This window comes from Azospirillum sp. B510 (assembly GCF_000010725.1).
Lineage (GTDB): Bacteria > Pseudomonadota > Alphaproteobacteria > Azospirillales > Azospirillaceae > Azospirillum > Azospirillum lipoferum_B.
The window spans coordinates 1,002,808-1,011,970 of the sequence record NC_013855.1 but is presented as its reverse complement, the minus strand read 5'-3'; the positions used below and the strand labels follow the sequence as shown (position 1 = coordinate 1,011,970).

Sequence of the window (9,163 nt, the reverse complement as noted above, 5' to 3'; positions counted from 1 at the left end):
ATTTATTCCAGATCGTCCAGAAGGTCGGCCATAACGGCCAGATCGTCGGCCCGCCCGATGGGGGCGCCGACATGCGCCGACAGGTGGGCCGCCAGGGCGGCGATGGTCGGGTTGCGGTACAGCTCCGCCAGCGGCAGCTCCGCCCCGTTCTCCCGACGGATCGCGGCGACGAGCCTTGTGGCGGAGAGGGAGTTTCCGCCGAGTGCGAAGAAGTCGTCGTCGCGCCCGATGGCCTCGGGGGCGGCCTGGATGGCGAGGATTGTTTTCCAGATGCCGGCGAGCCAGAGCTCGGTATCTCCTTGAGGCGGGGCGTGGGTGGCGGCCCGCGGCTTGGCGGGCCTGGGCAGGGCGTTGCGGTCGACCTTGCCGTTGGGGTTGAGCGGCAGGGCTGGCAGCGGCGTCACCACGGCCGGCACCATCGCCGCCGGCAGCCGCTCGGCCAGGGCGGCGCGGAGCCGGTCGCCGTCGAGCCGGTTATCGGGCGCGTTGGCGGGCCCGGCGGCATAGGCGGCGAGGAAGGCGGCGTCGGGCCCGCCACCGGGTCCGCCGTCCCACAGCCGGACGACGGCGGCGGCGACGCCGGGCTGGGCGAGCAGGGCGGCCTCGATGTCGCCGAGTTCGATGCGGTGTCCGCGCAGCTTGACCTGGAAGTCGCCGCGGCCGAGGAAATCCAGCGCGCCGTCGGCGCGTCGGCGCACGAGGTCGCCGGTTCGGTACATGCGGGCGCCCGGCGTGGCGGCGAAGGGGTCGGGCAGGAAGGCGGCGGCGGTGAGGCCGGGTCGGCGGTGATAGCCGCGGGCGAGCCCGTCGCCGCCGATCCACAGCTCGCCCTCGGCGCCGGGGGGCAGCGGGTTGAGGGCGCCGTCCAGCACATGGAGGCCGGTGTTGTCGAGCGGCCCGCCGATCGGCACCGCCGGGGCGGTGTCGTCGAGGGCGCCGTCGACGCTGGTGGCGGTCGACCAGATGGTCGTCTCGGTCGGGCCGTAGACGTTGATCAGGCTGACGCCGCGGGCGAGCAGGCGGCGGGCGAGGGCTGCGGGCAGGGCCTCGCCGCCGGTGAGCGCGCGCAGTCCGGTCCAGGCCGGGCTGTCGCGTTCGGCGAGCATGGCCCAGCTCGCCGGGGTGGCCTGGAGGACGCCGGTGCCGTGGCGTTCGGCCAGCCGCAGCAGGGCGGCGGGGTCGCGCTGGGCGGCCTCGGGGGCGAGGACGATGGCGGCACCGGCGATGAGCGGGGCGAAGAGCTCCAGGGCGGCGATGTCGAAGCCGACGGTGGTGACGGCGAGCCAGCGGTCGCTTGGGGTCAGCGGCAGGCGGGCGGCCATGGCGCGCAGCAGGTTGGACAGGCCGGCATGGCGGATGGTGACGCCCTTGGGCCGCCCTGTGGAGCCGGAGGTGAAGATGACGTAGGCGGCCTGGTCGGGATGCGGGCAGGGCGGCGGCGTGATCTCGCCGTCCTCGTCACCCGCCGTGTCGCCGTCCTGGATGAGGGCGTCGGGGGTGGCGGTGGCGATGGCGGCGGTGGCGATGGCGGCATCGGACGGGGCGATGAGGAGGCTTGCATCGGCCTGATCGAGGATGTCGGCGATGCGGCTTCGCGGCTGGGCCGGGTCGAGGGGGACATAGGCGGCACCGGCGAGCAGGACGCCGAGGATGCTTGGGAGGAGGTCGGGTCCGCGCTCCAGGGCGATGGCGACGCGCTGTTCCGGGCCGATGCCGCGTTTGCGCAGGCCGCGGGCGATGGCGTTGGCGGAACGGGCGAGCGTGCCGTAGGAGAGCGGGCCGGCGGCGGTTTCCACCGCGACCGCGTCGGGTGCGGCGTCGGCGCGGGCGAGGATCGCCGACCCGACCCACCAGCCCGGCTCGGCCGCCACCGGCGGGCCCTGGTCCCCGCGCCGGAACTCCGGCGGGATGGTGTGGCGGGCGAGGCTGTCCAGCGTTTCGGCCTCGGACAGCGCCAGCCGGGTCAGGATGGACTGGAAGCGGGAGAACAGGGCTTCCGCCGCCCGGCGGTCGCACCTGTCGGGGTTGATGCGGCACAGCAGCGGCAGGTCATCGCCGGGCAGCGCCTGGAGCGTGATCGGGAAATGGCTGCGCTCCTCGGCCCGGCGCAGGGTGATCGCCGGCAAGCCGCTGTCGACGGGCGACGGCAGGGGATAGTTGTCGAGCACCAGCAGCGTGTCGAAGGGGGCTTGCGCGGCATCCCAGCCCGCCGCCCGCAGGATGTCGGGGAGCGGCAGATGCATGGCGGTGCGCAGCGGCGCGGAGTCCCGTTGCAGACGGCGCAGCGCCTCGTCGACCGGCTGCGCCGGGTCCAGGCGGATGCGCAGCGGCAGGCTGTTGATGAAGACTCCGGTCATCCGCTCGACGCCCGGCAGTTCGGCCGGCCGTCCGGCGACGGTCAGGCCGATGGTCACGTCGTCACGGCCGCGCTCGAAACCGAGTGCCGCCGCCCAGGCGAGCTGCATCAGGCTGCCCAGCGTGACGCCGGCGCGGCCCGACCGTTTCCGCAAGGCGGCGGCCAGCGGCTCGCCGCCTCGCCAATCGAGGGTCACGGCGGCGGTTTCCGGTTTTCCCGGCGGCATGGCCGGCGGTACGGGCAGGCTGGGGGCGCCGCCGTCCAGATGACGGCGCCAGGAGTCCAGCGCCTCACCGACCGGCTGTCGGGCGGTCCAGGCGAAATAATCGGCCATGCGGGGCGGGGCCGCCGGCCGGGGCAGCCCGGCATAGCCGCGGAACAGCTCCTCCAGCAGCAGGGCGGAGGTCCAGCCATCCACCACCAGATGATGCCGGGTCCAGACCAGCCGGGTCCGCCCGTCCGCCAGCGGCATCAGGGCGAAGCGCATCAGCGGCGCGGTGGCGAGGTCGAAGGGGATGGCGGTCTCGGCATCCAGCAGGATGTCGGGATCGCCGGACCTCCCGTCGCCTGCGGCCGGCAGGACCCGGATCTCCGGAACGGCCCGGCGGCGGATCGCCAGCCGCGGCTCGTCCAACCCGTCCCAGACCGCGTGGGCGCGGGTGATCGGGTGGCGCCGGCAAAGGTCGGCCAGGGCGGCGCGCAGCCGCTCCGGCTTCAGCGCCGCGTCGATGTCGAGGATGGTGGTGTTGAGGTAGAGATCCCGGCGCTCCTCCAGCAGGCACTGGAACAGCATGCCGCGCTGGGTGGCGGTCAGCGGCCAGACGTCCTCGACATCCTCCGCCGGCAGCAGCTTGGCGATCCGGGCGGAATCGCCGTCGCCGACCCGGCGCAGCGCCGCGGTGAAGGCGGCGGCCAGCCTGGATTGGAAGGCCGCGTCGTAACGCCCGCCCTGAACCGCGATGCTGGCGGTCAGCACTCCATCCACGACCCAGGCGTCGACGGTGACCGGGTTGGCCGCCCGGCTGTCCGCCGCGCGCTGGCTCTCCAGCGGCCATGGCCGCAGGTGAAGGCCGGGCAGGATCGCGCCGTCGGCCGGCAGGCCACCGTCGAGCACGCCCAGATAATTCACGCAGCTTTCCGCCCGCGGCAAGAGCCCGTCGGCGGTCAGGGCGGCGCCCCAGCGGCGGATTCCCGGCGGCACGGCGGCGAGCTTGCGCGTCACCGCCTCGACCAGCGCGGCGGGATCCGCCGGAAGGCCGTCGAACAGAACGGGGAATCGCGCGGTGAACCAGCCGACGCAATCGTCGCAGTCGCCGTCGCGGCCATGCTCCTCGACATCGACCAGGGCACGGTCGCCGCCGCCGGCGGCATGCCAGGCGATCAGCCAGGCCGCGATCAGCCGCTGGTGGGGCGAGCCGGCCAGCAGGGCGGCGGTGGAGGCGGCGTCCAGCGTGACGGTGCGGCGGTCGAGCATTCCCCAGCGGGCGGCCTTGCCGTCCACCCTGCCGTCGGGGTGGCCGCCGATCCCCTTGGCGTAGCGCCGGGCCTCGGACACCTCCAGCGACGCCAGCTCCCGCGCCCGGTCCGCGGCCCAGCGGCGGTATCGGCTGTCGGGTTCGGCAATCGGCAGCGGAAGGTCTCGCGACAGCAGATCGAGCGCGTGAAGCAGGTCGCCCAGCAGGATGCGCCAGGACACGCCGTCCACCACCAGATGATGGGCGGTCAGGAACAGGGCGCCGCCACCATCTGACTGGGACAGCGCGGGTCCGGGCAGCGCCAGGACGCGGAAGATCGGCCCGTGCTGGATCGACAGGCCGGTTTCGGCGGCGCGGCACAGCGCGTTCCGTTCGTCGGCGGTGGTCTCGCCGTGCCACTCGAACAGGCCCTGTGGCAGGCCGTCGCGGGTTGCGGAGGCGGGAAGGGGACGCCAACCGGTCTCCCCGATCCGGTAGCGGGTGGTCAGCGCCGGGTGGCGGGCGGCCAGCCAGCCAAGCGCCCGGCGCAGGTGATCCTCCGAAGGCAGGCGGTCGGCGGAGAGCAGCAGCGACTGGTTCCAATGGTCCGGATGGTCCGGCTGGCTGAGGAAGAACCAGCGCTCCATCGGGGCCAGCAGGGCCGGCTCCGGCGCCTTGGCCGGCGTTTCGGCCGCCGTTTCATCGGGCCTTGCCGGAACCGCCGTCGCCAGATGGCGGGCCAGATCGCCCAGCCGGGGATGGGCGAAGACATCCTGCGGGGTCAGCGCAATGCCGCGCCGGCGGCATTCGGCCACCAGTTGCAACACCAGGATCGAATCGCCGCCCAGCGCGAAGAACTGGTCGTCGGCGCTCGCCCGATCCCGGCGGAGCGCCAGCGTCCAGGCGACCCGCAGATCCTCGGGGATGGACGGCGTCTCCGCCACGGACGGAGCGGCCAGGGCGGCCAGACCGGCCAGAGTCGGGGTGCGGAACAGATCCTGGACGGTGACGGCGATCCTGTCCCGCCTCGCGGCGGCGACCATTTGCAAGGCCAGGATGGAGTCGCCGCCCAGCGCGAAGAAATCGGCGTCCGGCGCGATGTCGTTCCGGCGCAGTACCGTCCGCCAGATTTGCCGCAGCGCGGCGAGCGCCGGCGGATCGTCCGTCAGCGGGCCGGCGGACACGGGGGCAGCCGCGAGGCCGGCATCGGCGGGCCGGTCGGCGATGGCCTCGAGCAGGGCCCGGCGGTCGATCTTGCCGTTGGCGTTGCGAGGCAGGGTATCGACGCGGTGCCAATGGTCGGGAACCATCGCCGCCGGCAGGCGGGCGGCCAGATGCTCCCGCACCGCCTGCGGATCGGCGGAGCCGGCCAGGACGGCGGCGATCTGGCGATGCCCGTCGCGTTCGAGGATGACGGCAGCCGCCTCGACCACGCCGGGTGCGGCCTGGAGCTGGCTTTCGACCTCGCCGATCTCGACGCGGTGGCCGCGGATCTTCACCTGCCCGTCGGCACGGCCCAGGAACTGGAAGCGGTCGCCGATGCGGCGGACCCGGTCGCCGGTGCGGTAGAGCCGGCCGCCGGGAGACTCTCCCTCCGGATCCGGCAGGAAGGCGGCGGCGGTGGCGCCGGGCCGGCGGTGATAGCCGTCGGCGAGCTGCGGGCCGGCGACGAAGAGGGTGCCCACAGCGCCCGACGGACAGGCCCGCAGCGCGTCGTCCAGGACCAGCAGCCGGTTTCCGCGCAGCGCCCGGCCGAGCAGAACCGGCCCCTCCGGGACGAGCGGATCGGCGGTGATGCCGACGGTCGTTTCGGTCGGGCCATAGTGATTGACGATGCGCAGGTCGGGCCGCAGCGTCCGCAGCCTGTCCAGCAGGGCGGGGGCCGGCGTCTCGCCGCCGAGGATCAGGGTGTGGCGCGGCAGCAGGCCGGGACCACCCGCCGCCAGCAGGGCGGCCAGATGCGACGGGACGATCTTCAGCGCGTCGACGGGATGGCGGATCAGGTGTTCGGCCAGCGCCACGCCGTCGAGCGCCAGCGAATCGTCCAGCAGGCGCAGGATGCCGCCGTTCAGCAGCGCGCCGAAGAGGCTGGTGTAGCCGAGGTCGGTCGAGGGGGCGGCGAGGCTGGCGCAGATCGCGCCCGGCGGAAGTTCCAGCCTCTCCCACACCGCGCGGGCATAGGAGGCCAGCGCCCCGTGGCCGACGGCGACGCTTTTGGGCTCGCCGGTCGAGCCGGAGGTTTGCAGCCGGTAGGCGGTCCGCAGCGGATGGGCGGACAGGACCGGGGACCGGGATGGCAACCGGGACGGGGTGGCTGGGCTGTCGTCGATGTCGCGCGCGTCGAGCCACAGGCAGGGGGCGGGCAGCCAGTCCGGGCGGGGTCCCAGGCCGATCGCCGCCTCGCAGCCGTCGGCGACCGTCCGCGCCAGCCGCTCCGCCGGGTGGCCGGGGTCGAGCGGCAGGAAGGCGGTTCCGGCCAGCCAGCATGCCGCCATCGCGGTCACCTGGGTGACGCCGCGCGGCAGCAGCAGGGCGACGCAGCCTTGTTCATTGCGGGATGGAGTACCGGCCTCGGCGGGAGCCAGACGGGCCGCCAGCGCCTGTGCCCGCGCCCGCAACCGGCCATGGCTGACCAGGGTGGCGCCGTCGAGCAGAGCCGGCCGCTCGGGCGGCTGCGTCAGCAGGCGCTCCAGGGCGGTCTCGCTGACTGCGGCGTCGCTGCTGGTGTGGGGGGGGGGCGCACACCAGCCGGCCGGCGCGAAGCTGTCGTAGGGCGCATGCGGATCGGCGCACAGCGCATCGACCAGCCGGCCGAAATCCGCGGCGATGGCGTCGACCGTCTCCGGCCGGAACAGGGTGTCGCGGTAGCGCCAATGGGCGTGGTAGCGGCCGTCGCGATCGTTGATGACGAGGTTGAGGTCGTGCGCCGCGCCGCGTTGCCCGGCCTCGCCGAACCGGAAGCCGAGCGGTCGGGTGAAGGAGCGTTCATGGTGACGCGTGAAGGTGAACATGCAGGGCGCGATGGCGACGCGCCCGCGGTCGCGCGCCAGACCCAGGCGATCGACCACATCCGCCATGGCGATGCGCTCATGCCGGTGCAGGCGGCGCTTCAGGGCATGGGTGTGGGCGACATGGCCGGCGAAATCCCGGTGCGCCGCGAGGTCGGCGGGCAGCAGCAGCGGATTGGCGCAATAGCCGATGACCCGCCGATGGCGGGCCGAGAAACGGCCCATGGCCGGCGACCCGACGATGAACCGGCTCTGTCCGGTCAGGCGCGAGAGGAAAAGCTGGAAGGCGCTGAACAGGACGATATAGGGCGTGGTGCCGAACGCCGAGGCGGTGGCGGCGATCCGCTCCGAACGCTCCGCGCTCCAGACGGACACGCGCTCGCCGCCGGTGAAACCCGGCCCGTCGGCCCGCGGCCGCTCGGGCGATTGGTCGGTGGGCAGCTCCAACGGCGGCGGCAACGGCGACAGCAGCTCGGTCCAGGCGGCAAGGGAGGCTTTCCCATCCGCCGTTTCCAGCCGCGCGGCCTGCTCGGCGCACCAGTCGGCATAGTCGTAGCCGTCGTCCTCGGACGCTTCCGCTGTTCCGTCCGCATAGGCGGTGGCGAGCGCCGCCATGAATCGTTCCAGCGAGTAATGGTCGCCGGCGATGTGGTGAACCGCCACGGCGACGCGCAGGACCGGGACGGGGCCGTTCTGACGCAGCAGGGCGAGGCGGCATACCCGTCCCTCCTCCAGACGGAAGGGCCGGTCGGCGATGCCGGCGTACCAGGCCGCGGCCTCCTCCTCGGTGTCGCCCCGGCCGGCGCCGTCGCTCACCAGGAACTCCGCGCGGTCGGCGGGGAACAGCACCGCCTCCACCGACGCGCCGGTCTGGCGGTAGCCGGTGCGCAACATCCGGTGCCGGTCCACGACCCGCCGATAGGCCGCCTCCAGCCGCCCGATCGCCAGGGTGGGATCGAGCGTGCCGGTGAAGGCCATGGTGTAGGCGGGAGAGTCCGGGGCCAGACGGTAGAGGAACCACAGGGCCCGCTGGTTGGGCGCCACGGTCAGCCCCGTCGTTGTCCGTTCCGTCGCGGCGGCGTTTTCCACCCCGGCCTGTTCGCCGCCGGGGTCGGGGAGGAGATGGTCGGGCGGGCTCACGCGAGGCGTCCTTCCTCGACGGGCCGGGCCATCGCCACCAGCACCTTGCGCTTGCCCTTGAAGGTCGAGCGGGCATGCGCGAACAGCATGTTGTCCAGCATCAGCACGTCGCCCGCCTGCCAGGGGAAGGCGATCGTGCACTCGTCCAGAACCCCGCGGATCTCGTCGAGCGCGCTGATCTCCAGCGGCGTGCCATCGCCGTAGAAGACGTTGCGCGGCAGGTTCCACGGATCGCCGGCGATGCTCATCAGCGCCTCCTGGACCACCGGATCCAGATTGGAGACGTGGAACAGATGGGCCTGGTTGAACCACAGGGATTCGCCGGTGATCGGATGGTCGGCGACCGCCTGGACCACCTGCCGGGTGCGCAGATCGCCGTCCGGCTTCCAGTCGCATTGGATGCCGGTGTCGCGGCAATAGGCCTCGACGGTGGCGCGGTCGTCGGTGCCGAACACCTTCTGCCAGGGCACGTCGAGCCCGCCGCCGTAGTTGCGGCTGTAGCACAGGCGCTTTTCGGCGAAGCGGCGGCGCAGGGCGGGATCGAGCCGGTCGTGGATGATCCGGCTGTCGGCGATCGGTGTCTCGCCGCCCTCCTCGGCCGGGATCACGCAATGGAACCACAGGCGCAGCGGCCAGGAGAGGGTATAGGACTGCTCGTTGTGCAGCGGGATCACCTGATGCGCCGGATATTCGGTGCTGGTGTAGACCCCGTCGCCCAGGTCGGTGCGCGGCGTGGAGCCGAACCGGTAATCCAGCAGCGGGTCGCCGAAGGCCGCGGCGAAGGCCTGGAACGGCTGCTCGCCGAGGATGTCGAAGCCGCGGAACAGGATCGCCCCCTCGCGCAGCAGATGACGGTCGACGATTTCGGCGATCCGGTCGAACCGGGACAACAGGGTCGGTGGGCCGTTCGGCGACGCGCCGGGCTCAGGGGTGACCTGCACCACCCGGCCCGGGCCGGGGCCGAACTCGCGGATTTCGGTCGACAGTGGCTGTTTTTCGAGGATTTCCAACGCCGATCTCCAAAGTTGGGTTCGGGGCTTGACGGACGGGGTGGCGGACGGGTGGAATATGCCGCGAATGCGACCGATTCTTAATTGCGTCTCGCAATCGATAACGCGACTGAGAGTCATTTTCAATATTGTAATTTGGACGTGCCTGGGTATGGTGCTGATCAACCGCCGCTTAGAGAGTCCGGCTGGAAATCC

Annotated in this window: 2 protein-coding genes; both read right to left on the bottom strand. The window is 72.8% G+C overall.

Annotated features, from left to right (window positions below; all coding sequences use genetic code 11):
- Nucleotides 1–2: 2 nt before the first annotated feature.
- Nucleotides 3–7,958, bottom strand: a complete 7,956-nt coding sequence (locus AZL_RS19515) for a non-ribosomal peptide synthetase (protein ID WP_042444302.1) — start codon at nt 7,956–7,958, stop codon at nt 3–5.
- Nucleotides 7,955–9,088: a TauD/TfdA family dioxygenase gene (locus tag AZL_RS19510; protein ID WP_012976186.1), complete on the bottom strand. Its 1,134-nt coding sequence runs from the start codon at nt 9,086–9,088 to the stop codon at nt 7,955–7,957. Before AZL_RS19510 ends, AZL_RS19515 begins: the two co-directional genes overlap by 4 nt.
- Between the last annotated feature and the right edge of the window lie 75 nt (nt 9,089–9,163).

Excerpts from the sequence above, each read along its gene's own strand:
- AZL_RS19510 (WP_012976186.1), bottom strand. The coding sequence starts at position 9,088 with ATGACTCTCAGTCGCGTTATCGATTGCGAGACGCAATTAAGAATCGGT.